Raw genomic sequence first — 24014 nt, 5'->3', positions numbered from 1 at the left:
CGCCTCGTCCTGGCCGTCTCGCCATGGACAAGTCACGGAATCCCGTGCTCCTGTCCCCGTTTGAGGGATCGTTTCACCCGTACGGAGTAAAAGAGCTCAAGCAGGGAGAAGGCGCCACTCGCAGCCCCCTACGGTCCACCAATGATGAGCAGCAGTCCGGAAACCTCGACCCGCACCGCCGGCGCCCATCGAGCGCACCGCGAGGCGCGTGATCGGGCGGCGGCGCGAACGCTGGCGCAGCGGCCGCCCGCGCGCTACGAGCCGTATCTGGACGGGCTGTTCACCTACTGCCTGTCCGTCCTGTGCGACCACGACACCGCGACCGCGGCTCTCGGCGACGCCCTCGCGCTCGCCGAGCGGCGCGGGCAGCGGGTGCCGGAAGCCGCCGCGGACCGGCGGCCCTGGCTGTACGCGCTGGCCCGCTGGGCGTGTCTGCGCAAGCTGGCCGAGGCCAAGCAGAAACGTCCGGGCAGCCATACGGCGACCCGGCCCGGCGCCCATCGGCAGACGGGCACGCAGGCGGGAGCGCCGGCTTCCCGCCCGCCCGGCTCCGAGGAGGTCCAGCAGCAGCGGCGCCGCGAACTCGCCCTGCTCGCCTGGCCGGAGGCCGCCGGCACCACCCCGGAGCAGCGCGAGGCACTCGAACTCGCCGTACGCCACCACCTCGCCGCCCACGAGGTCGCCGCCGTCCTCGGCATGGACGTGGCCGCCGCCCGCGAACTGCTCGCCTCCGCCGCCTGCGAGGTCGAACGCACGCGCGCGGCCCTCGCCGTCGTCGAGACCGGCGCCTGTCCGAGCGTCGCCCGGCTCACCGGCGACAACCAGCTCGTGCTCGGCACGGCCCTGCGCCGCGAGCTCATCCGGCACGTCGACGACTGCCCGCGCTGCCGCCGTACCGCCGAGCGCGCCATCCCCGGCCGGTGGCCCGGCGCGGCCGTCACCCCCGCCGAACTGCCGGTCCTGGAGGCGCCCCGCGCGGCCCTGCACATGGCCCTCGCGCACCACCCACGCGCGCGTGGCGCCGCCGTACCGCGCTTCGACCGGCGTGGCTTCCCGATGGACCCGAAGGACCGCGCCGCCCGCAGGGACCGGCTACGCGCGCGTGCCGTCACCACGACCGTCGTCGCCACCGTCGTCGCCGCCCCGGTCCTCGCCCTGTGGGCGGCCTACCGGGCCACCCCGACCGGCGAGGGCGTCGACGGCCACTCGGCCAGCGCGAGCGAGGCGCACGGCCCGGGCACCCTCGACGGGGACGCCGCGGACGGCGGCTACGAGAACGCCGGCAGCGCGAGCGCCAAGCGCGGTGACCGTTTCGGCGATCGCGACCAACCTGACGTCTCCGTGGAGGTCATCAGCGTCGGCGGCGCGCGCGGGGCGGGCGCCGGGCGCCTGGAGGTGTCCGCCGGCCACAGCGGCGACACCACGCTCGTCACCCTCACGGCGACGGGGCGCACGCCGGTGCGCTGGTCCGCGACCACCGGTGCGCACTGGCTCTATCTGAGCCAGTCGGCGGGAACGCTGGCGCCCGGCGAGTCGTTGACGATCAAGGTGTACGTCGACCATCTGCGCGAGCCGTCCGGGCACTGGAGCGCGCGCGTGGCGATCTCACCCGCCGGCGCCCTCGTCTCCATCGAGGGCTACGGCACCGCCCCCGGCCCGTCCGGCCCAGGTCACAGCCCGGGACCAGGCCCCGACCCGTATCCCACCGACCCCACCCATCCCGGCGATCCGACCGATCCCGGGACGCCCGGCAGCCCACCGCCCTCGTCCTCCGGGCCTGATCCGACGCCGACGACCTCGGCTCCGCCCGACCCCATGCCCAGCGAGCCGCCGCCCTCGTCGCCCGATCCGTCGCCCACGGCCGGCGAGCCGTCGCCGTCGGGTTCCGGCCCGTCCGGCCCGTCCGGCCCGTCCGATCCGGGGGGCTCGACGCCGCCGCCGAGCGGCAGCGGCGATCCGAGCCTGGGTACGTCGTAGTACGCCGGTGGCCGGTCGCTCTCCCGTCCGACCTCCTAGTCGACGGGATCCGCCGGATGCGGTGCCAGCAACGGCAGCTGCGACGCCAGGCGTGCCTCGCACAGCTCGACCAGGCGGTCGTAGCCCGCCTTGCCCATCAGCTCCGTCAGCTCCGGCCCGTAGGACACGTACACCGGGTCGCCCGCGCCGTGTGCCGAGGTCGCCGAGGTGCACCACCAGTGCAGGTCGTGGCCGCCCGGACCCCAGCCGCGGCGGTCGTACTCACCGATCGACACCTGCAGCACGCGCGTGTCGTCGGGCCGGTCGATCCAGTCGTACGTCCGCCGCACCGGCAGCTGCCAGCAGACGTCCGGCTTGGTCTCCAGCGGCTCGCGGCCCTCCTTCAGGGCGAGGATGTGCAGCGAGCAGCCCGCGCCGCCCGCGAAACCGGGGCGGTTCTGGAAGATGCACGAGCCGTTGTAGGGGCGCGTCTGGCGGTCGCCGTCCTCGTCCTCCGAGATCCAGCCGTGCTCCATGCCCTCGTCGTGGTGCTGCCAGATCTCCGGCGTGAGCCTCGCCACATGTTCGGCGACCCGCTTCTCGTCGTCCTCGTCCGAGAAATGCGCGCCCAGCGTGCAGCAGCCGTCGTCCGCGCGGCCGGCCTGGATGCCCTGGCAGCCGCTGCCGAAGATGCAGTTCCAACGGGAGGTCAGCCATGTCAGATCGCAGCGGAAGACCTGCTCGTCGTCCGCCGGATCAGGGAACTCCACCCATGCGCGCGCGAAGTCGAGCCCCTTCTCGTCCGGTTCGGGGGAGCCGTTCTTCGGCTTCTTGGGCTTGGTTGCCGCCTTCGCCTGCGAAGAACCCGTGGACGAACCCTTCGAGGAGCCCTTGGGGGATTTGTCCATCTTTTCGTTCTTCGCCTTTTTCGTCTTTGGCACGGGACCAGGGTACGGCGTTCGTGGCCGCGGCTTCGAGGACGGAGGATCGCCCAGGTGGCAGTAGCGTTCCGTACATGAGACTCGGTGTCCTCGACGTGGGATCTAACACCGTGCATCTGCTGGTGGTGGATGCACACCCTGGCGCGCGCCCGTTGCCCGCGCACTCACACAAGGCGGAGCTGCGCCTTGCCCAACTCCTCGACGACAGCGGGGCCATCGGTCCCGAGGGGGTCGACAAACTGGTCGGCGTCGTCCATGAGGCGTTGCAGGCCGCCGAGGACAAGGGTGCCGAGGAAGTGCTGCCGTTCGCGACGTCGGCGGTGCGGGAGGCCACCAACGCCGATGACGTTCTCGCGCGCGTGAAGGCTGAGACCGGGGTTGAGCTGCAGGTTCTCAGCGGTGCGGAGGAGGCTCGGCTGACGTTTCTCGCCGCCCGGCGGTGGTTCGGGTGGTCGGCTGGGAAGCTGCTGGTGCTGGACATCGGGGGCGGCAGCCTGGAGATCGCGTACGGCATCGACGAGGAGCCGGATGCGGCGGTGTCGTTGCCGCTGGGGGCGGGGCGGCTCACGGCCGGCTGGCTTCCGGGGGATCCGCCCGATCCCGAGGACATACGGGCGCTGCGGCGGCATGTGCGGGCACAGATCGCCCGTACGGTCGGTGAATTCAGCCGCTTCGGGGCTCCTGATCACGTGGTCGCCACGTCGAAGACGTTCAAGCAGCTCGCCCGCCTCGCCGGCGCGGCCCGCTCCGCGGAGGGCGTGTACGTCCAGCGCGAGCTGAAGCGGGAGTCCTTGGAGGGCTGGGTACCGCGGCTGGCCGGCATGACGGTCGCCGAGCGCGCGGAACTGCCGGGCGTCTCGGAGGGGCGCGCGGGGCAGTTGCTCGCGGGGGCGTTGGTGGCTGAGGGGGCGATGGATCTGTTCGGGGTGGAGACGTTGGAGATCTGTCCTTGGGCGCTGCGGGAGGGCGTGATTTTGCGGAGGTTGGATCACTTGTCGGTGGGGTGACGGTTGCCTCCGGCGGTTGGGCGGGGGGTGCCTGCGGCGGCCTGTTGCTGTGGGGTGGGGGTTCGCGTAGCGCGTGCGGGTGGGTTGTGGGTCGGGGCCGTGCCGGGGGGTGTCCGTCCTCGGTCCGGTGGTGGGCGTTGCGCTAGAGGTGCCGTTTCTTGACACCGGACTCTGCGGGCGGACACCCCCGGCACGTCCCCTTGCCGCCGTACGCGGGTGCGGGTCCGTGGGGGTACTCCTTCGATGCCGGCGGGTCACTTTCCGGCGCCGGTCCGTGCATCTCAGCCCGTCCGGTGTTCGAGGACGGGGCCGCGCCGTCCCTAGCCCCCACTCGCCCGTAGGGGCTTGGTCTCTCGGTGCCGGTCCAGGTATCCCAGCCCGTCCGGCGTTCGACCCACCCACCCGTAGGGGCTTGACCTCTCGGCGCTGGCCCAGGCATCCCAGCCCGTCCGGCGTTCGACCCACCCACCCGTAGGGGCTTGACCTCTCGGCGCTGGTCCAGGCATCCCAGCCCGTCCGGCGTTCGAGGACGAGGCCGTGCCATCCCCAGCCCCCACCCACCCGTAGGGGCTTGACCTCTCGGCGCTGGTCCAGGCATCCCAGCCCGTCCGGCGTTCGAGGACGAGGCCCGTTCAGGGCCGAAGCGGGGTCTGGGGCGGCAGCCCCAGCGGGGTGAAAGGGGCGGAGCCCCTGGGGATGGGACGGGTAGGGGCGGCGGGGGCGAGGAAGCCGACGGCAGCCACCCGCGCAGCCGCGTGAACCCCGCCACACCCCCGCCCGCGCCCCCTCGCTTCAGCCCCCCGGCATATGCCCAGTTCGCACCCCTGGCCGATTGCGGACCCTCGTGGCGGGCGCGTAGCCATCGGTTCCCCGGCGTTCGTGGCGGCCCCGTACTCTGTCCCCGTGGCAGAACCAGTGGTGCGCATCCCGGATGCGAAGGTCGCCCTGTCGACGGCCTCCGTCTACCCGGAGTCGACGGCGACGGCCTTCGAGATCGCCGCGCGCCTCGGGTACGACGGCGTCGAGGTCATGGTGTGGACCGACCCGGTCAGCCAGGACATGGAGGCGTTGCGCCGGCTCAGCGACTACCACCAGATCCCGATCCTCGCCGTACACGCCCCCTGTCTGCTGATCACCCAGCGCGTGTGGTCGACCGACCCCTGGACCAAGCTCCAGCGCGCCCAGGCGGCCGCCGAGAAGCTGGGGGCGTCCACGGTCGTCGTGCACCCGCCGTTCCGCTGGCAGCGCCAGTACGCCCGGGACTTCGTCGACGGCATCTGGCGGATGGCGAACGAGACGGATGTGCGGTTCGCCGTCGAGAACATGTACCCCTGGCGCTACCGCGACCGCGAGATGCTCGCGTACGCCCCCGACTGGGATGTGACGAAGGACGACTACCGGCACTTCACGATCGATCTCAGCCACACCGCCACGGCCCGTAGCGACGCCCTGAAGATGGTCGATCGCATGGGGGACCGGCTGGGGCACGTGCATCTCGCGGACGGCAGGGGGTCGGCCAAGGACGAGCACCTCGTCCCGGGCCGCGGCAACCAGCCCTGCGCCGAGGTGCTGGAACGTCTCGCCCTGACCGGCTTCGACGGCCACGTCGTCATCGAGGTCAACACCCGCCGCGCGATGTCCAGCGCCGAACGCGAGGCCGATCTCGCCGAGGCCCTCGCCTTCACGCGGCTGCATCTGGCCTCGGCGGTGAAGGTGCCCCGGCGGTGACCGACACCACCTCGGGGCAGGGCGGGGTGAGCTCGCGACGCCGGGGCCGGCCTCCTCGTACGGAATCCGCCGACACCCGCGACCGCATCCTGAACGCGGCCCGCGAGGAGTTCTCCGAGCGGGGGTACGAGAAGACGTCCGTACGCGGTATCGCCAAGGCGGCCGGCGTGGACTCGGCCCTGGTGCATCACTACTTCGGCACCAAGGAGCAGGTCTTCGAGGCGGCCGTGGAGGTCGCCTTCGCGCCCGCCCTCAAGGTGCGGGACGTGGTGCTGGAGGGGCCGCTCGATGGCGTGGGCGAGCGCATGACGCGCACCATCTTCGGGCTCTGGGAGAACCCGGTGACCCGCAAGCCGCTGCTCGCGATCGTTCGGTCGGCGGTCAACAACGAGGCCGCCGCTTCCGTTTTTCGGCGGCTCGTCTCCGCTCAGCTGCTGCGCCGCATCGCCGGGGAGATCGACGCCCCGGACGCGGAACTGCGAGCCGAGCTGGCGGCCGCGCAGCTGGTGGGCATCGCGATGATGCGGTACGTCATCAAGATCGAGCCGATCGCGTCGGCGGACCCGGAGCAGCTCATCGCGCGCGTGGCGCCGGTGGTGCAGGGGCACCTCACCGGGCAGTACGCCGCCGACGAGTGAGTCACCTGCCTACTTCTGCCTACTTCGCGAGACATCCATCCCGCATTCCGGACACCTCGTCCCGACCCCTGGATGACCGGCGTACGCTCGTTAGCAGTCAGAAGTCTCTGATCGCAGTCCCTGCAGCCCCTGAAGGAGCGAGCGACGATGCCCGAGCTGAGGTCCCGCACAGTCACCCACGGTCGCAACATGGCGGGCGCCCGCGCCCTTATGCGCGCCTCCGGTGTACCCGGTGCGGACATCGGCCGGAAGCCGATCATCGCGGTGGCGAACTCCTTCACCGAGTTCGTGCCCGGCCACACCCACCTCCAGCCCGTCGGCCGGATCGTCAGCGAGGCGATCACGGCGGCCGGCGGCATCCCGCGCGAGTTCAACACCATCGCCGTCGACGACGGCATCGCGATGGGGCACGGCGGGATGCTCTACTCCCTGCCGTCCCGTGATCTGATCGCGGACAGCGTGGAGTACATGGTCGAGGCCCACTGCGCCGACGCCCTGATCTGCATCTCCAACTGCGACAAGATCACCCCGGGCATGCTGAACGCCGCCCTGCGGCTCAACATCCCCACGGTCTTCGTCTCCGGCGGCCCGATGGAGTCCGGCCGCGCCACGCTGGTCGACGGCACGGTCCGTACGCTCGACCTGGTCGACGCGATCTCCGACGCCGTGAACGACAAGATCTCGGACGAGGACATCCTCCGTATCGAGGAGAACGCCTGTCCGACCTGCGGCTCCTGTTCCGGCATGTTCACCGCCAACTCGATGAACTGCCTGACCGAGGCCATCGGCCTCTCCCTGCCCGGCAACGGCTCGGTGCTGGCCACGCACACGGCTCGTAAACAGCTGTATGTCGCGGCCGCGCAGACGGTCATGGACATCACCCGCCGCTACTACGAGCAGGACGACGAGACGGTCCTGCCGCGCTCCGTCGCCACCTTCGCGGCCTTCGAGAACGCCATGGCCCTCGACATCGCGATGGGCGGCTCCACCAACACGATCCTGCACCTGCTGGCCGCCGCCCAGGAGGCGGAGGTTCCGTTCGGACTGGAGCAGATCGACGCGGTCAGCCGCCGGGTCCCGTGCCTGGCGAAGGTCGCGCCGAACGTCGCCAAGGACCGCACGTACTACATGGAGGACGTGCACCGCGCCGGCGGCATCCCGGCCCTGTTGGGCGAGCTGCACCGCGCCGGCCTGCTGAACGAGGACGTGCACGCCGTCCACAGCCCCTCCCTCGCGGACTGGCTGAAGACCTGGGACGTGCGGGGCGGGTCGCCCTCTCCCGAGGCTGTCGAGCTGTGGCACGCCGCGCCCGGATGCGTCCGGTCGGCCGAGGCCTTCTCGCAGTCCGAGCGCTGGGAGGCGCTCGACGAGGACGCCGAGGGCGGCTGCATCCGCAGCGCCGAGCACGCGTACTCCAAGGACGGCGGCCTCGCGGTCCTCAGGGGCAACCTCGCCGTGGACGGGTGTGTCGTGAAGACGGCCGGTGTCGACGAGTCCATCTGGACCTTCGAGGGGCCCGCGGTCGTCTGCGAGTCGCAGGAAGAGGCCGTCGAGAAGATCCTCAACAAGCAGGTGACCGACGGGGACGTCGTCGTCATCCGCTACGAGGGCCCCAAGGGCGGCCCCGGCATGCAGGAGATGCTCTACCCGACCTCCTTCCTCAAGGGCCGCGGCCTCGGCAAGACCTGCGCCCTGATCACCGACGGCCGTTTCTCCGGCGGTACGTCCGGCCTGTCGATCGGGCACGCCTCCCCGGAGGCCGCGTCCGGCGGCACGATCGCCCTCGTCGAGGACGGCGACCGTATCCGCATCGACATCCCGAATCGCTCGATCGAGTTGCTCGTCGACGATGCGGAACTCGCCCGCCGTGAGCAGGCGTTGAACGGGGCGTACGCCCCGAAGAACCGCGACCGCAAGGTGTCGGCGGCGCTGCGGGCCTACGCCGCGATGGCGACCAGCGCGGACAGGGGCGCGGTGCGCGACGTGAGCAAGCTGGGCTGAGGCTTCGTATCGCGGGGCCGCCTCCTGCTGGTGCGGGGGGCGGCCCTTTCGCGTCGCCTTGTCGCGTCGGGCTTTCGCGTCGCCCTTTCACATGTACGGCCTCACCAGGCAGCGGGGTCGCGCCCGTCGACGGCGAAGACGGTGCCGTCGGGGGCGCTCGCGTAGACGCGGCCGTCGGTGAGCACCGGCTCGGGCAGGTCGGCCGCCACCCGGTCCGAGTTCGGGCCGAGCCGGGGCGGCGTCTGCCCCAGGATCCGGCCGTCGCCGGCATCCACGGCGAGCAGCCGCCCGTCGGGAGCCGTGAGGTACACATGCCGGCCGTCGGCGACGGGCGACGACGTGCGCAGCAGGGACGTCTCCAGGCTCCACAGCTGCCTGCGCGCCGCCATGTCGACGGCGACCAGCGAACCGTCGCCGCCCACGAGGTAGACGACGTCCCCGTGTACGGTGCCGTGCGCCTGCAGGAGCGGCAGGGGCAGAGCCACGCGCCGCGAGGTCCTGTCGGCGGGGGAGTAGCGGACCACGGTTTTCGTGTCGCTGTAGATCCCCTCGACGGAGACGAAGAAGGCCGACCCGCCCGACGTACCGACGAGCTGCAGCGCCCCCTTCAGCCGGGCGTCCCAGCGCACGTCCCCCGTGGCCGGATCCACCGCGGTGACCCGCGTACTCGAATCGTCGTCGGCGGTGGTCGTCGTGTACGCCAGCGAATCTCCGGCGAAGGAGACGAAGTACGGCGCCGGGTGGCCCGGTAGGGCCCGGCTCCACTTCGTGTCGCCCGAGGCGCCGTCCACGCCGGTGACCGTGCCGTCGGCGCCGGTGAGCAGCAGCATGCCGCCGACGGTCGCAGGTCCGCTGTGCGCGGGCATGTTCTGCTGCCAACGCGCCTCGCCCGTAGCGGGATCGAGTGCCTCCAGCCGACGGCCCTGCCCGGGCGACGGATGCACGAGGCCGCCCGCCACGGCCGGCGGTCCGTCCACGTGCGACGTGTCGACGGGGTGCCGCCACAGCAGCCGGCCGTCCAACGGGTCGAGCGCGAAGACGAGCCCGGTCTGGGCGCACAGCACCTTCCCGGCACCGTACGAACACTGGGGCGTGTCCTTCTTGGGTGCCGGTGTCGCCGCCCACGCGCCGAAAGAGGCCGACGTGGTCCGCACGCTCTCACGCTCCGGCGTCGGGTCGTCGCCGCCGAGAAGCTGCACGGAGGCCAGCGCGACAACCGAGGCAAGAGCTACGGCCCCGGCCCCGAGAGCCGGCAGCCTGCCCCGGCGCCTTCCGGGCGGCCGCCCGGCCTGCTTCTCCCCGCCACGCGGTTGCCCTCGCTCCGCCTCCAGCAGCGGATCGAGCTCCGCATCCAGCTGCGAGTCCAGTTCCGCATCGAGCCTCGGATGGAGCCCCGGATCGAGCTCTGCATCGAGCACTGGATCGCGCTCCGGCTTGGACGGCGTCTCGCTGGTCCGCTGCGCCGGAATGAACGCCTGCGTGTCGTACGACGCCGCCACCGACCGCAGTTCCCGCATCAACTCGTCGGGCGTGGGCCGGTCCTCGGGCTCCTTTGCCAGACAGCGCACCACGAGCGGAGCGAGATTCCCCGGTACGCCGGTCAGGTCCGGCTCGTCATGGACGACCTGGTAGGCGACGACGTACGGACTGTCGGAGTCGAACGGCCCCCGCCCCGTCGCCGCGTGCACCAACACGGACCCGAGCGCGAAGATGTCGGCGGCCGGCCCGACCTCCCGCGGCCGCCGGAACTGCTCGGGCGCCATGAACGGCGGCGTACCGATCAACTTCCCCGTCTCGGTCCGCAGTTCGCTGTCCTTTGGCCGAGAGATGCCGAAGTCGATGACCTTCGGCCCGTCATCGGCGAGCAGCACGTTGCTCGGCTTCAGGTCCCGGTGCACGACGCCGACCCGGTGAATGTCGCGCAGCGCCTCCGCCAGCCCGGCCATCAGCCGCCGCAACTGTCCGGGGTCCATCGGCCCGTTCCGCTTCACCTGGTCGGCGAGCGTCGGGCCGGGGATGAACAGCGTGGCCATCCAGGGCCGTTCGGCCTCCGGATCGGCGTCGACCACGGGCGCGGTGAAGGCACCGCTCACCCTGCGCGCCGCGCCCACCTCCTGCCGGAACCGCCCCCTGAACTCGGGATCCCGCGCGAACTCCGCATGCACGATCTTCACCGCGAGCTGCATGCCCGAAGTGCTCCGCGCCAGATGTACGACGCCCATGCCCCCGGACCCCAAGCGCGACTCCAGGCGGTAGTGACCGGCGTACTCCGGAAGTTCCGCTTCCGCGCCCGCTCCGGCGTCCTGCTGTGGCGCCATGGGACCACCCCCGTGCTGTTCGTCCGCGCGCGCGACGCTCGGAGCCTAGTCGATGACTCGTACGAGACAGAGGCGGCTTGCTAGCCTCCGTGTTCCAAACACGCACATGTGTGCTTGGCGTGATTTAGGGGAATCAACGGGGCCCCATGGCTGTCATGGGGTTCAACGGGGGAGGTTTTCGCATGTCTGCAGGCCGCGCTGAAGACGTCAGAAGAGCCGGAGAGATCGACGGCGGGGTGGAAGAGGCCGTCACAACGATGGCCGCCATGCCCACGCTGACTACGGCTACGCCGGCTACAACCACGGCGGACACGACCACGCCGGACACGACCATGGCGGCTACGGCCACGGCTGTTACGACCACGGCGGTGCGCTACTACTCGGTCGCACCTGGCGTCCGCCTGAACGTCCGCCGGGGCCCTGGCACCAACTACGCCCTCGTTCGCGTGCTCCCCGAGGGCGCCAAGATCCCGATCTACTGCCAGACGCCGGGCACCACGGTGACGGGCCCCTACGGCACGTCGAACATCTGGGACAACATCGACGACGGCGAGTACGTCTCGGACGCCTACGTGAACACCGGCAGCGACGGCTACGTCCGCCTGCGCTGCTCCTTCTGAGCCGACCTCTGATCCGACTCGGGACCCGACCCGTGACCCGACCTGTGATCGGATCTCCGATCCGCTCGCCGGTCCGGTTCACCGGAACCCGTACGGAGCCCGCGCACGCCGGAGCCATAATCGACGCGTGAGCGAGAAGAACGGCACCCCGACCACCCCCGCGGGCTCCACGGGCCCCCGCCCCGAGCCCCTGCGCTTCTTCGGCACGACCTGGGTCGACCACGACAACGGCTACACCGCCCGCCGCATCGCGGTAACCGTCGGCTCCCTCGCCACCGCGGCCGCCTCCTGCCTGGTCCTGCGCTTCGCCTACCAGGGGCTCCAGATCGCCGACGTCGGCAGCTTCGTCGCTGTCGTGGTGGCCGTGATGTTCGCGGTGTGCAGCGCCCTCGCCTTCCGCCACACCTGGGACGCCTTCACCAAGCGCCCCGACCCCGACCGCCAGGCCTCCCTCCGCGGCCTGCTGGCCATCGGCTTCGTCGGCTCACTCCTCGCCTACTTCTTCCGCTCCCTCACCGAGGCCCCCGGCGAGAAACTCCACCGCCGGGAATACGAGACGGCACGCCACCAACACGAGACCCGCACGACCCGCCGCACAGGCAACCCAGCAAAGAAGCGCCGCCGCGCATAGCCAGAGACGCGCCGACGGCGGCGCCCCACGCCTTCACCGCAAGCTCGGCAAGGCACGCAGCCCCAACCCTCCGCCAAGCCCGAAGCCCGCGACCTGGCGGCCGGGGCTGAAAGCCGCCACCCACCCACTCACGCGAAGCAGGCGGCCCGGACCGCTTACGCGCCTGCATCCGCTCCCCACCTTTCTGCCCCGCCTCGCCGCAGAGCCGCCGCTCGCCCCGCCGCGGGCCGCCCGACGCACACCGCCCCTCCCCACCCCGCCGCCTCCACTCTCCCTCCCCCGGCAAACCCACCTCTCCGCAAACTCGGCGCACACCGCACCATCCCCCGCCACCATGGCCGTATGACGGCCCCTTCCCACACCGACCGAGCCCGTTCCTTCGACGCCGCCGCAGCCCAGTACGCCGCGAACCGCCCCTCCTACCCACCCGCCCTCTTCGACGCGATGGAGGAACTCGCCGGCCACCCCCTCACCGGCGCGCGCGTCGTCGACGTGGGCGCCGGCACCGGCATCGCCACCGCCCTCCTCCGCGCGCGCGGCGCCGACGTCCTCGCCGTGGAACCCGGCGACGGCATGGCAGCCCAGTTCCGCCGCGCCAACCCCGACATACCGATCGTCCGCGGCAACGGCAACGCACTCCCCGTCGCCACCGCCTCCGCCGACTTCATCACCTACGCCCAGGCCTGGCACTGGACCGACCCTGCCCACTCGGTCCCGGAGGCCCTCCGCGTGCTACGCCCGGGCGGCGCGTTGGCGCTGTGGTGGAACACCACGCCTCTCGACATCCCGTGGCACGTGGCGCAGGCGGACCGCATCGAGCGGCGCTTCGGCTCCCACCCCGTCGTCGAGCAGAACGGCAGCGGCGCCCGAGCCGCCCTGACCGACCCCACCGGCAGCCTCGCCTTCACCGCCCGCAAGGTCCGCTGGAGCCGCCGCGTCCCGATCGACACACACCTGGCGAACATCGGCAGCCACTCGATCTTCCTGGTCCACGGCACGGAGGCGAGCACCGCCTTCCTCGCCGAGGAGAAGCGACTCCTCCTCACCGCCTTCCCGGACGGAATCATCGAAGAGACCTACGACGTGGACCTCCTCGTAGCCACCACCTCCTGACACCCCCCGCCTTTCCACGACGGCCCCCGCCGTCGCCTCTCCTCACGCCCCCCTCCCCATACGGCTCGAACACCCAGCACAGCGCCGAGCCGAAGAGGGCGGGCGAACGGCCGACCAGGGCCAAGGCCGCACCACGTGCCGAACCACGCGCCCAACTTCGCGTCCTGCGCGCACACCCTCACAGCGCGGGACGCAATCCCACCCCGAAGGTGCAGTGGGCCCCGGCACCTGGGGCACCCGACTCCCGGCCCAGCCCACCGCCCGCGGCGGCACCGCTCCTCGCGTCGACCGCTCCTCGCGCCCGCCCTCCTCGACGCCTTGACGCCGCAGCCTCACCGGAGGATTATTCATCACATGATGAATTACCCTTCCGTTCGCTCCGAGCCCCCCGACGACCCCGCCATCCGAGCCGAGACCCTGAACGTCGTCCGCGGCACCCGCCAAGTACTCCGCGACCTCGACTTCACCGTCCCGCGCGGCCAGATCACCGGTCTGCTCGGCCCGTCCGGCTGCGGCAAGAGCACCCTGATGCGGGCCATCGTCGGCACCCAGGCCAAGGTCACCGGCACCCTCGACGTCCTCGGCCGCCCCGCCGGCCACCCCACTCTGCGCACGCGCATCGGCTACGTCACCCAAGCTCCCTCCGTCTACGACGACCTGACGATCCGCCAGAACCTCGCCTACTTCGCCGCGATCCTCGACCCCGGCCACGCGGCCGCCGACCGGCGCCACGAGAACGTCACCCACGCCATCGCCGACGTCGACCTCACCAGCCACGCCGACGCCCTGGCCGGCAACCTCTCCGGCGGCCAGCGCAGCCGCGTCTCCCTGGCGGTCGCCCTGCTCGGCACCCCCGAACTCCTCGTCCTGGACGAACCGACGGTCGGCCTCGACCCGGTCCTGCGCCGCGACCTCTGGAACCTCTTCCACGACATCGCCGCCTCCCGCCGCGCCACCCTCCTCATCTCCTCCCACGTCATGGACGAGGCCGAGCGCTGCCACCGCCTCCTGCTCATGCGCGAGGGCCGGCTCCTCGCCGACGACACCCCGGACGCCCTCCGCACCCGTACGCACTCCGAGACAGTCGAGGCGGCCTTCCTGCACCTGGTCGACGAGGCGACCGCGGCCGCCCACGCGAAGGAGGCCACGCGATGACCACGACGACGAGCCCGACCACGACGCTCCGGCCCGCCCCCACCGGCGCCCTGAACCTCTCCCGCACGACCGCCACCGCCGCCCGCGTCCTGCGCCAGCTCCGCCACGACTCGCGCACCATCGCGCTGATGCTCCTCGTCCCCTGCGTGATGCTGTTCCTGCTGCGCTACGTCTTCGACGGCAGCCCGCGCACCTTCGACAACATCGGCGCCTCCCTCCTCGGGATCTTCCCGCTGATCACGATGTTCCTGGTCACCTCCATCGCCACCCTGCGCGAACGCACCTCGGGCACCCTCGAACGCCTCCTCGCCATGCCCCTCGGCAAGGGCGACCTGATCGCCGGCTACGCCCTCGCCTTCGGCACCCTCGCGATCATCCAGTCCGCCCTGGCGACCGGACTCGCCCTCTGGCTCCTCGGCCTGGACGTCACCGGCAGCCCCTGGCTGCTCCTGCTCGTGGCCCTGCTCGACGCACTGCTCGGCACCGCGCTCGGTCTCTTCGTCTCGGCCTTCGCGGCCTCCGAATTCCAGGCCGTCCAGTTCATGCCGGCCGTGATCTTCCCCCAGCTCCTCCTCTGCGGCCTCTTCACTCCCCGCGACAACATGCACCCCGCCCTCGAGGCCATCTCCAACGTCCTCCCCATGTCCTACGCGGTCGACGGCATGAACGAGGTCCTCAAGCACACCGACATGACCGCCAACTTCGTACGCGACGCCCTGATCGTGGCGGGCTGCGCCCTACTGGTACTGGGCCTGGGCGCGGCGACGCTACGCCGCAGGACGGCATGACCGCCGTGGGGTGGGGCCAGCCCGCATCCCGTCAGCCCAGCCCGTCCGCCCACCGGACACGCCACGTCCACAGCCGCCCTTGGTGCGAGGATGAACCCGGACGACGCAACCCCCGGAGGGCACCCCAGCCATGACCCAGAAAGTCGCAGTCCTCGGCACCGGCAAGATCGGCGAAGCCCTGCTCAGCGGAATGATCCGTGGCGGCTGGGCCCCGGCCGACCTCCTGGTGACGGCCCGCCGCGCGGAACGAGCCGAAGAACTCCGCACCCGCTACGGAGTCACCCCGGTCACCAACGCGGAAGCCGCCAAGACCGCCGACACCCTGATCCTCACGGTCAAGCCGCAGGACATGGGCACCCTCCTGGACGAACTCGCCCCGCACGTCCCCGCCGACCGCCTGGTCATCAGCGGAGCCGCCGGCATCCCCACCTCCTTCTTCGAGTCCCGTCTCGCCGCCGGCACCCCGGTCGTCCGCGTCATGACGAACACCCCCGCCCTCGTAGACGAGGCCATGTCCGTCATCTCCGCCGGCACCCACGCCACCGAGGCCGACCTCGCCCACGCCGAGGAGATCTTCGGCGCCGTCGGCAAGACGCTTCGCGTCCCCGAGGCTCAGCAAGACGCCTGCACGGCCCTCTCCGGCTCTGGCCCGGCGTACTTCTTCTACCTGGTCGAAGCCATGACCGACGCCGGCATCCTCCTCGGCCTGCCCCGCGACAAGGCCCACGACCTGATCGTCCAGTCCGCGATCGGCGCCGCGACGATGCTCCGCGACAGCGGCGAACACCCCGTCAAGCTCCGCGAGAACGTGACGTCCCCCGCCGGCACCACCATCAACGCCATCCGCGAACTCGAGAACCACGGCGTCCGAGCCGCCCTCATCGCCGCCCTCGAAGCAGCCCGCGACCGCAGCCGCCAACTGGCCTCCGGCAACAACAGCTGACGCCCGGGCCGCCCCTGCGTAGGGGGCGGCCCAGCACACCCCCTACGCAGTCACCCCGATATCCGCAGCGGCAACCGCAGCCGCCGGCAGCAACCCGATGGCCCGATACGCGGCATCCACGGTCGGCCGGGCCATCGCCCGAGCTCGCTCCGCACCATCCCGCAGCACCCCCTCCACATAGCCAGGATCCGCGCACAGCTCCCTGTGCCTCTCCTGAACGGGCCTGAGAACCTCCACCACAGCCTCCGCGGTGGCCGCCTTCAAAGATCCGTACGACTCATGAACGCCGCTCAGCTCCGACGGGTTCCCACCCGTGCACGCCGCCAGAATCTCCAGCAGATTCGCCACCCCCGGCCGTGCGTCCCGGTCGTACACGACCTCCCGCCCACTGTCGGTCACGGCCCGCATGACCTTCCTGCGCACCACATCCGGCTCATCGAGCAGATAGACGATCCCCGGCCCGGCGTCGTCGCTCTTGCCCATCTTCGACGTCGGGTCCTGCAGATTCATCACCCGAGCCGCGACCTGCGGATGCGTGGCCCGAGGCACCACGAAGGTATGTCCGTACCGCTGGTTGAACCGCACGGCGAGATCCCGCGTGAGCTCCACATGCTGCGTCTGATCGTCCCCGACCGGCACCTCGTCGGTCCCGTACGCCAAGATGTCCGCCGCCATCAGCACCGGATACGTCAGAAGGGACAGCCGCACACTCCCACCCCGCGCCCGCTCCCTCGCGGCCTTCTCCTTGTACTGGACCATCCGCCGCATCTCACCGTCGGTGGCCACGCACTCCAGCACATACGACAGCCGCGCGTGCTCATCCACATGGCTCTGTACGAACACGGTGCACAGCTCCGGATCCAGCCCCACCGCCAGCAGCAACGTCGCCGCCTGCCGACTCAGCCTGCGCACCCGCGCCGGATCGTGGTCCACGGTCAGCGCATGCAGATCGACGATGCAGAACAGCGCTTCAGCCTCGTGCTGATCGACGGCAGCCCACCGCCGCATGGCTCCCAGGTAGTTCCCCAGCGTCAGATGCCCCGTCGGCTTGACCCCACTGAAGACCCGAGTCATCTCTTCTCCATCTCCTGGTCGAGGCCGCCGTCCCGGCAGCCGACCCTCTGGAGTTCCGGAGGGAGATACGAGAACGGCCGCCGAGGCGGCGGCCGTTGAGTGCATACGTGAGTACGGCCGCCGTCAGGCGGCCCACCACAGTTGGGTGCACGTACGCGTCGTCATGCGTCCCAGACTACGCCCGCGGGGTGTCGCTTGGAGCGAAGTTGACACGCCCCGAGCAGATCCGTACTGTTCTCCGAGTTGTCCGACGTGAGCGCCGACCCGGTCGGTCCCCGGACAGTCACTCCGCAAGTACCAACCATCACTCGACGACAGTCGATCTGTCTGCCGTCGTTTCTTTGGCATGCGTATTTACGGAATGAGGAATCCGCGTTCGGAAGAACGCAGCCCCGATTAGCTCGGGAGCCAGGAATCCGCTAAAGTCTCACCCGTCGGAACGGCCCAACAGCCGCGAAGACAAACCCCGCTGACCGGGAATCAGGCCCGAAAGGATCTGATAGAGTCAGAACCGCCGGAAAGGGAAACGCGAGAGCGGGAACCTGGAAAGCACCGAGGAAATCGGATCGGAAAAGGATCTGATAGAGTCGGAAACGCAAGACCGAAGGGAAGCGCCCGGAGGAAAGCCCGAGAGGGTGAGTACAAAGGAAGCGTCCGTTCCTTGAGAACTCAACAGCGTGCCAAAAATCAACGCCAGATATGTTGATACCCCGTCTCCGGCCATCACGGTCGGGGCGAGGTTCCTTTGAAAAAACACAGCGAGGACGCTGTGAACGGTCGGGCTTATTCCGCCTGACTGTTCCGCTCTCGTGGTGTCGTCCCGATTACGGGAAAACATTCACGGAGAGTTTGATCCTGGCTCAGGACGAACGCTGGCGGCGTGCTTAACACATGCAAGTCGAACGATGAACCACTTCGGTGGGGATTAGTGGCGAACGGGTGAGTAACACGTGGGCAATCTGCCCTGCACTCTGGGACAAGCCCTGGAAACGGGGTCTAATACCGGATATGACCGTCTTGGGCATCCTTGATGGTGTAAAGCTCCGGCGGTGCAGGATGAGCCCGCGGCCTATCAGCTTGTTGGTGAGGTAATGGCTCACCAAGGCGACGACGGGTAGCCGGCCTGAGAGGGCGACCGGCCACACTGGGACTGAGACACGGCCCAGACTCCTACGGGAGGCAGCAGTGGGGAATATTGCACAATGGGCGAAAGCCTGATGCAGCGACGCCGCGTGAGGGATGACGGCCTTCGGGTTGTAAACCTCTTTCAGCAGGGAAGAAGCGAAAGTGACGGTACCTGCAGAAGAAGCGCCGGCTAACTACGTGCCAGCAGCCGCGGTAATACGTAGGGCGCAAGCGTTGTCCGGAATTATTGGGCGTAAAGAGCTCGTAGGCGGCTTGTCACGTCGGGTGTGAAAGCCCGGGGCTTAACCCCGGGTCTGCATTCGATACGGGCTAGCTAGAGTGTGGTAGGGGAGATCGGAATTCCTGGTGTAGCGGTGAAATGCGCAGATATCAGGAGGAACACCGGTGGCGAAGGCGGATCTCTGGGCCATTACTGACGCTGAGGAGCGAAAGCGTGGGGAGCGAACAGGATTAGATACCCTGGTAGTCCACGCCGTAAACGGTGGGAACTAGGTGTTGGCGACATTCCACGTCGTCGGTGCCGCAGCTAACGCATTAAGTTCCCCGCCTGGGGAGTACGGCCGCAAGGCTAAAACTCAAAGGAATTGACGGGGGCCCGCACAAGCAGCGGAGCATGTGGCTTAATTCGACGCAACGCGAAGAACCTTACCAAGGCTTGACATACACCGGAAACGGCCAGAGATGGTCGCCCCCTTGTGGTCGGTGTACAGGTGGTGCATGGCTGTCGTCAGCTCGTGTCGTGAGATGTTGGGTTAAGTCCCGCAACGAGCGCAACCCTTGTCCTGTGTTGCCAGCATGCCCTTCGGGGTGATGGGGACTCACAGGAGACCGCCGGGGTCAACTCGGAGGAAGGTGGGGACGACGTCAAGTCATCATGCCCCTTATGTCTTGGGCTGCACACGTGCTACAATGGCAGGTACAATGAGCTGCGATACCGTGAGGTGGAGCGAATCTCAAAAAGCCTGTCTCAGTTCGGATTGGGGTCTGCAACTCGACCCCATGAAGTCGGAGTTGCTAGTAATCGCAGATCAGCATTGCTGCGGTGAATACGTTCCCGGGCCTTGTACACACCGCCCGTCACGTCACGAAAGTCGGTAACACCCGAAGCCGGTGGCCCAACCCCCTTGTGGGGAGGGAGCTGTCGAAGGTGGGACTGGCGATTGGGACGAAGTCGTAACAAGGTAGCCGTACCGGAAGGTGCGGCTGGATCACCTCCTTTCTAAGGAGCATCTAGATCTCGTAAGAGATCCAGAGCCACTACGTCGGCAAATGTTCGACGGTGGTCAGCTCATGGGTGGAACGTTGATTATTCGGCCGGGTTCACGGGTCGGAGGCTGCTAGTACTGCTCGCAAGAGTGTGGAACGCATGATCTTCGGACGGGAGCCGGCCGGGCACGCTGTTGGGTATCTGAGGGAATGATTTCCCTCGTGATGCCGGCCCCAGTGCACTCCAGCCTTTGGTTGGGGGTGATGGGTGGCTGGTCGTTGTTTGAGAACTGCACAGTGGACGCGAGCATCTGTGGCCAAGTTTTTAAGGGCGCACGGTGGATGCCTTGGCACCAGGAACCGATGAAGGACGTGGGAGGCCACGATAGTCCCCGGGGAGTCGTCAACCAGGCTTTGATCCGGGGGTTTCCGAATGGGGAAACCCGGCAGTCGTCATGGGCTGTCACCCATACCTGAACACATAGGGTATGTGGAGGGAACGCGGGGAAGTGAAACATCTCAGTACCCGCAGGAAGAGAAAACAACCGTGATTCCGGGAGTAGTGGCGAGCGAAACTGGATGAGGCTAAACCGTATACGTGTGAGACCCGGCAGGGGTTGCGTATGCGGGGTTGTGGGATCTCTCTTCTGTTGTCTGCCGGCAACAGGACGAGTCAGAAACCGTTGATGTAGGCGAAGGACATGCGAAAGGTCCGGCGTAGAGGGTAAGACCCCCGTAGTCGAAACGTCAGCGGCTCGTTTGAGAGACACCCAAGTAGCACGGGGCCCGAGAAATCCCGTGTGAATCTGGCGGGACCACCCGCTAAGCCTAAATATTCCCTGGTGACCGATAGCGGATAGTACCGTGAGGGAATGGTGAAAAGTACCCCGGGAGGGGAGTGAAATAGTACCTGAAACCGTGTGCCTACAAGCCGTGGGAGCGTCGGAAGCAAGCTTGCTTGTTTCTCGTGACTGCGTGCCTTTTGAAGAATGAGCCTGCGAGTTTGCGGTGTGTTGCGAGGTTAACCCGTGTGGGGAAGCCGTAGCGAAAGCGAGTCCGAATAGGGCGTTTTAGTAGCGCGCTCAAGACCCGAAGCGGAGTGATCTAGCCATGGGCAGGTTGAAGCGGAGGTAAGACTTCGTGGAGGACCGAACCCACCAGGGTTGAAAACCTGGGGGATGACCTGTGGTTAGGGGTGAAAGGCCAATCAAACTCCGTGATAGCTGGTTCTCCCCGAAATGCATTTAGGTGCAGCGTCGTGTGTTTCTTGCCGGAGGTAGAGCACTGGATAGGCGATGGGCCCTACCGGGTTACTGACCTTAGCCAAACTCCGAATGCCGGTAAGTGAGAGCGCGGCAGTGAGACTGTGGGGGATAAGCTCCATGGTCGAGAGGGAAACAGCCCAGAGCATCGACTAAGGCCCCTAAGCGTACGCTAAGTGGGAAAGGATGTGGAGTCGCAGAGACAACCAGGAGGTTGGCTTAGAAGCAGCCACCCTTGAAAGAGTGCGTAATAGCTCACTGGTCTAGTGATTCCGCGCCGACAATGTAGCGGGGCTCAAGCGTACCGCCGAAGTCGTGTCATTCACACAATAGGGCCAACGCCTGTGTGGATGGGTAGGGGAGCGTCGTCTGCCGGGTGAAGCAGCACCGGAAGGTAGTTGTGGACGGTTGACGAGTGAGAATGCAGGCATGAGTAGCGATACACACGTGAGAAACGTGTGCGCCGATTGACTAAGGGTTCCTGGGTCAAGCTGATCTGCCCAGGGTAAGTCGGGACCTAAGGCGAGGCCGACAGGCGTAGTCGATGGATAACCGGTTGATATTCCGGTACCCGCTGTGAAGCGTCAAACATTGAATCCAGTGATGCTAAGTCCGTGAAGCCGCCCTGGAGCCTTCGGGCAAAGGGGAGTGGTGGAGCCGACGAACCTATCTGGTAGTAGGTGAGTGATGGGGTGACGCAGGAAGGTAGTCCATCCCGGGCGGTGGTTGTCCCGGGGTAAGGGTGTAGGACGTCAGGTAGGTAAATCCGCCTGGCAATAGTCTGAGACCTGATGCCGAGCCGATTGTGGTGAAGTGGATGATCCTATGCTGTCGAGAAAAGCCTCTAGCGAGTTTCATGGCGGCCCGTACCCTAAACCGACTCAGGTGGTCAGGTAGAGAATACCGAGGCGTTCGGGTGAACTATGGTTAAGGAACTCGGCAAAATGCCCCCGTAACTTCGGGAGAAGGGGGGCCACGCTTGGTGATGAGTCTTGCACTCTGAGCTGGGGGTGGCCGCAGAGACCAGCGAGAAGCGACTGTTTACTAAAAACACAGGTCCGTGCGAAGCCGTAAGGCGATGTATACGGACTGACGCCTGCCCGGTGCTGGAACGTTAAGGGGACCGGTTAGTCACTCTTCGGGGTGGCGAAGCTGAGAACTTAAGCGCCAGTAAACGGCGGTGGTAACTATAACCATCCTAAGGTAGCGAAATTCCTTGTCGGGTAAGTTCCGACCTGCACGAATGGCGTAACGACTTCTCGACTGTCTCAACCATAGGCCCGGTGAAATTGCACTACGAGTAAAGATGCTCGTTTCGCGCAGCAGGACGGAAAGACCCCGGGACCTTTACTACAGTTTGATATTGGTGTTCGGTTCGGCTTGTGTAGGATAGGTGGGAGACTTTGAAGCGGGCACGCCAGTGTTCGTGGAGTCGTCGTTGAAATACCACTCTGGTCGTGCTGGATGTCTAACCTGGGTCCGTGATCCGGATCAGGGACAGTGTCTGATGGGTAGTTTAACTGGGGCGGTTGCCTCCTAAAGAGTAACGGAGGCGCCCAAAGGTTCCCTCAGCCTGGTTGGCAATCAGGTGTTGAGTGTAAGTGCACAAGGGAGCTTGACTGTGAGACCGACGGGTCGAGCAGGGACGAAAGTCGGGACTAGTGATCCGGCGGTGGCTTGTGGAAGCGCCGTCGCTCAACGGATAAAAGGTACCCCGGGGATAACAGGCTGATCTTCCCCAAGAGTCCATATCGACGGGATGGTTTGGCACCTCGATGTCGGCTCGTCGCATCCTGGGGCTGGAGTCGGTCCCAAGGGTTGGGCTGTTCGCCCATTAAAGCGGTACGCGAGCTGGGTTTAGAACGTCGTGAGACAGTTCGGTCCCTATCCGCTGTGCGCGTAGGAGTCTTGAGAAGGGCTGTCCCTAGTACGAGAGGACCGGGACGGACGAACCTCTGGTGTGCCAGTTGTTCTGCCAAGGGCATGGCTGGTTGGCTACGTTCGGGAGGGATAACCGCTGAAAGCATCTAAGCGGGAAGCCTGCTTCGAGATGAGGACTCCCACCCACTTGATGGGGTAAGGCTCCCAGTAGACGACTGGGTTGATAGGCCGGATCTGGAAGCACCGTGAGGTGTGGAGGTGACCGGTACTAATAGGCCGAGGGCTTGTCCTCAGTTGTTCGCGTCCACTGTGTTAGTTCTGAGGCAACGACCGTTGCCGGTTTTTTGAGTAGAACAGACAACAGAAGAGTGTGCTTGTTCGCTCGAAACCATTAGGGTTTCGGTGGTTATAGCGTGAGGGAAACGCCCGGTTACATTCCGAACCCGGAAGCTAAGCCTTACAGCGCCGATGGTACTGCAGGGGGGACCCTGTGGGAGAGTAGGACGCCGCCGAACAAATTTTGAGAAAGCCCCCGGCCGGGGATACCGGCACGGGGGCTTTCTGCATTTCGGGGTCCATTAGGGTCTGGGTATGCGCTATGACCTCGTTATCTTCGACAATGACGGTGTCCTCGTCGACAGCGAGCCCATCTCCAACAGGCTCCTCGCCGGCTATCTCACCGAGCTCGGGCATCCGACCTCGTACGAGGAGTCCCTGCGCGACTACATGGGCTCCGCCATGCACCGCGTCCACGATCTGGTGGAGGAGCGAACCGGGCGGCGGTTGCCGGAGGAGTTCGACGACGTCTTTCATGGGCGGGTCTTCGCGGCTTCGAGCGGGAGTTGGAGCAGGTGGCCGGGGCCGTCGGGGTGCTGGAGAAGTTGGCTGCGGACGGGGTGCCGTACTGTGTCGCCTCCTCTGGGAGTCATGAGCGGATTCGGGTGGGGCATCGGAAGACCGGGCTGGACCGGTGGTTCGATGACGGGCGGATCTTCAGTTCGCAGGATGTGGGGCGGGGGAAACCGGCGCCGGATCTGTTTTTGTATGCCGCCGAGCGGATGGGCGTCGTACCGGCTCGGTGTGTGGTGATCGAGGACAGTCCGTTGGGGGTGCAGGCGGCTGTCGCGGCTGGGATGGATGTGTACGGGTTCACCGCGATGACGCCGGCCGAGAGGTTGGTGGGGGCCACTCAACTCTTCTCTGACATGGGGAAGTTGGTTGACCTGCTGGTCTGACATTTGTCATGCCGAGGTCCGGACGATCGTTTCTACTGGCGTTTGGGGGCTGCCGCGAAGTTCGGAATGAGCACGCTCGCCGCGTTGGGGTCGGGCTGCCGCTCAGTTTCGCCGCAGGGGATCCGCGGCTGTTGGTGAAGGGCGACGAGACACGGGAGGCCGCCTGGGGGCGGCTGCCGAGCGGGTCCGAGGACTTCCGGCGCTCATGATCGTTGCCGTGGTTCTCGGGTTCCTTGTCAGCGGGGCCCTGACGGCCGGGCCGATGGCGGCCATGCCGGCCAGGGAGGTGCGCGGCGCGGACAGGGGACCGCTCGGCCGTCGGCCCTGTCCCTGTGGCTGTGGGGGCCGTTGGCGAGTGAGAGAAGTAAAGC

General features: G+C 67.7%; 14 protein-coding genes, 3 rRNA genes and 1 pseudogene. 15 read left to right on the top strand and 3 right to left on the bottom strand.

Annotated elements, in window-relative coordinates; translation table 11 throughout:
• Positions 1-141 precede the first annotated feature (141 nt).
• Positions 142-1977: a hypothetical protein gene (locus tag QQM39_RS18445; RefSeq protein ID WP_301998010.1), complete on the top strand. Its 1836-nt coding sequence runs from the start codon at positions 142-144 to the stop codon at positions 1975-1977.
• 35 nt (positions 1978-2012) lie between these two features.
• On the opposite strand, the gene QQM39_RS18440 is transcribed toward QQM39_RS18445, so the two are convergent.
• The gene (locus QQM39_RS18440; RefSeq protein WP_301998008.1) at positions 2013-2897 is read right to left on the bottom strand and encodes a hypothetical protein; all 885 of its coding nucleotides are present in this window, start codon (positions 2895-2897) and stop codon (positions 2013-2015) included.
• 74 nt (positions 2898-2971) lie between these two features.
• Between QQM39_RS18440 and QQM39_RS18435 the strand changes: the two genes are divergently transcribed.
• The 4 genes from QQM39_RS18435 (at position 2972) to ilvD (ending at position 8271) form a co-directional block, all read left to right on the top strand.
• Positions 2972-3904 (top strand): Ppx/GppA phosphatase family protein, encoded by a 933-nt coding sequence (locus QQM39_RS18435; protein WP_301998006.1) that lies wholly within the window; start codon positions 2972-2974, stop codon positions 3902-3904.
• Between the two features lie 903 nt (positions 3905-4807).
• Positions 4808-5632, top strand: coding sequence for a sugar phosphate isomerase/epimerase (locus QQM39_RS18430; protein WP_301998004.1), 825 nt, complete (start codon positions 4808-4810; stop codon positions 5630-5632).
• The gene (locus QQM39_RS18425; protein WP_301998003.1) at positions 5629-6270 is read left to right on the top strand and encodes a TetR/AcrR family transcriptional regulator; all 642 of its coding nucleotides are present in this window, start codon (positions 5629-5631) and stop codon (positions 6268-6270) included. The genes QQM39_RS18430 and QQM39_RS18425 overlap by 4 nt, the downstream gene beginning before the upstream one ends.
• A 147-nt stretch (positions 6271-6417) precedes the next feature.
• A complete protein-coding gene (ilvD, locus tag QQM39_RS18420; protein WP_301998001.1) occupies positions 6418-8271 on the top strand; it encodes a dihydroxy-acid dehydratase in 1854 nt (617 codons plus the stop codon).
• 101 nt (positions 8272-8372) lie between these two features.
• Here ilvD and QQM39_RS18415 read toward each other — a convergent pair whose 3' ends face one another.
• Positions 8373-10589 (bottom strand): serine/threonine-protein kinase, encoded by a 2217-nt coding sequence (locus QQM39_RS18415; protein WP_301998000.1) that lies wholly within the window; start codon positions 10587-10589, stop codon positions 8373-8375.
• Positions 10590-10921: 332 nt separating this feature from the next.
• On the opposite strand from QQM39_RS18415, the gene QQM39_RS18410 reads away from it, so the two are divergent.
• The 6 genes from QQM39_RS18410 (at position 10922) to proC (ending at position 15839) form a co-directional block, all read left to right on the top strand.
• Positions 10922-11209: a peptidase gene (locus tag QQM39_RS18410; protein ID WP_302003624.1), complete on the top strand. Its 288-nt coding sequence runs from the start codon at positions 10922-10924 to the stop codon at positions 11207-11209.
• A gap of 127 nt (positions 11210-11336) precedes the next feature.
• On the top strand, positions 11337-11840 hold the full coding sequence (locus QQM39_RS18405) for an EamA/RhaT family transporter (RefSeq protein ID WP_301997997.1): 504 nt from the start codon (positions 11337-11339) through the stop codon (positions 11838-11840).
• Positions 11841-12182: 342 nt separating this feature from the next.
• On the top strand, positions 12183-12953 hold the full coding sequence (locus QQM39_RS18400; protein ID WP_301997995.1) for a class I SAM-dependent methyltransferase: 771 nt from the start codon (positions 12183-12185) through the stop codon (positions 12951-12953).
• A 354-nt stretch (positions 12954-13307) separates the two neighbouring features.
• Positions 13308-14108, top strand: a complete 801-nt coding sequence (locus QQM39_RS18395) for an ABC transporter ATP-binding protein (protein ID WP_301997993.1) — start codon at positions 13308-13310, stop codon at positions 14106-14108.
• Entirely contained in the window at positions 14105-14896 is a 792-nt protein-coding gene (locus QQM39_RS18390) for an ABC transporter permease (protein ID WP_301997991.1), read from the top strand. Before QQM39_RS18395 ends, QQM39_RS18390 begins: the two co-directional genes overlap by 4 nt.
• 130 nt (positions 14897-15026) lie before the next feature.
• Positions 15027-15839, top strand: coding sequence for a pyrroline-5-carboxylate reductase (gene proC / locus QQM39_RS18385; RefSeq protein WP_301997989.1), 813 nt, complete (start codon positions 15027-15029; stop codon positions 15837-15839).
• Between the two features lie 42 nt (positions 15840-15881).
• Here proC and trpS read toward each other — a convergent pair whose 3' ends face one another.
• Positions 15882-16913, bottom strand: coding sequence for a tryptophan--tRNA ligase (gene trpS / locus QQM39_RS18380; protein ID WP_301997987.1), 1032 nt, complete (start codon positions 16911-16913; stop codon positions 15882-15884).
• 837 nt (positions 16914-17750) lie between these two features.
• Here trpS and QQM39_RS18375 point away from each other — a divergent pair.
• The 4 genes and pseudogenes from QQM39_RS18375 (at position 17751) to QQM39_RS18360 (ending at position 23643) form a co-directional block, all read left to right on the top strand.
• Positions 17751-19278 (top strand): 16S ribosomal RNA (locus QQM39_RS18375).
• Between the two features lie 302 nt (positions 19279-19580).
• Positions 19581-22700, top strand: a 23S ribosomal RNA gene (locus tag QQM39_RS18370).
• Between the two features lie 106 nt (positions 22701-22806).
• Positions 22807-22923: ribosomal RNA gene (gene rrf / locus QQM39_RS18365) — 5S ribosomal RNA — on the top strand.
• The 16S, 23S and 5S rRNA genes sit together here, the layout of an rRNA operon.
• 76 nt (positions 22924-22999) lie before the next feature.
• A pseudogene (locus tag QQM39_RS18360) lies at positions 23000-23643 on the top strand (HAD family hydrolase).
• The last annotated feature ends 371 nt before the right edge of the window (positions 23644-24014 follow it).

Source organism: Streptomyces sp. DT2A-34 (assembly GCF_030499515.1).
In the GTDB taxonomy this organism is placed as follows: domain Bacteria; phylum Actinomycetota; class Actinomycetes; order Streptomycetales; family Streptomycetaceae; genus Streptomyces.
This window is presented reverse-complemented; position numbering and strand designations above follow the sequence as displayed.